This is a genomic window from Nocardiopsis sp. MG754419 (assembly GCF_018207095.1).
Taxonomy (GTDB): domain Bacteria; phylum Actinomycetota; class Actinomycetes; order Streptosporangiales; family Streptosporangiaceae; genus Nocardiopsis.
Window position 1 is genome coordinate 1 of record NZ_QOCZ01000326.1, and the last position, 787, is coordinate 787.

The 787-nt window shown below is 67.7% G+C and carries 1 protein-coding gene and 1 pseudogene; both read right to left on the reverse strand.

Annotation, left to right across the window (positions count from 1 at the left end; genetic code table 11):
* A partial coding sequence (locus DSY14_RS27940; protein WP_211719582.1) for a CoA-binding protein occupies positions 1 to 512 on the reverse strand: 512 nt, incomplete at its 3' end.
* Between the two features lie 15 nt (positions 513 to 527).
* A pseudogene (locus DSY14_RS27945) lies at positions 528 to 787 on the reverse strand (succinate--CoA ligase subunit beta); the annotation flags it as partial.

The window sequence follows — 787 nt, forward strand, 5'->3', positions numbered from 1 at the left end:
AGCTCGTACATCATCTGGTAGGTGAGCGTGCCCGACTTCGAGACCAGGCCGATGCGGCCCGGCTTGGCGATGTCGGCCGGGATGATGCCGGCGTTGGACTGACCCGGGGTGATCAGACCGGGACAGTTCGGGCCGACGATGCGGGTCTTGTTGCCCTTGGAACCGGCGTAGGCCCAGAACGCGGCCGTGTCGTGGACCGGGATGCCCTCGGTGATCACGACGGCCAGACCGATCTCGGCGTCGATCGCCTCGATGACGGCGTCCTTGGAGAACTTCGGCGGAACGAAGATCACCGTGACGTCGGCGCCGGTGGCGGCCATGCCGTCGGCGACGGAGCCGAAGACGGGCACCTCGGTGCCGTCGAAGTCGACGGACTGTCCGGCCTTGCGCGGGTTCACGCCACCGACGATGTTGGTGCCGGACGCGAGCATGCGGCGGGTGTGCTTGGTGCCCTCAGAGCCGGTCATGCCCTGGACCAGCACCTTGCTGTCCTTGTTCAGGAAGATAGCCATGGTGTGTTCAGTCCCCTACTTCGCCGCGAGCTCGGCGGCCTGAGCGGCGGCGCCGTCCATCGTGTCGACCCGACGCACGGCCGGGTGGGCACGCTCGTCGAGGATCTGGCGGCCCAGTTCGGCGTTGTTGCCGTCCAGACGCACGACCAGCGGCTTGCTGACGTCGTCGCCGCGCTGCTCCAGCAGTTCCAGAGCCTGGACGATGCCGTTGGCGACCGCGTCGCAGGCGGTGATGCCGCCGAAGACGTTGACGAAGACGCTCTTGACGGCCGGGT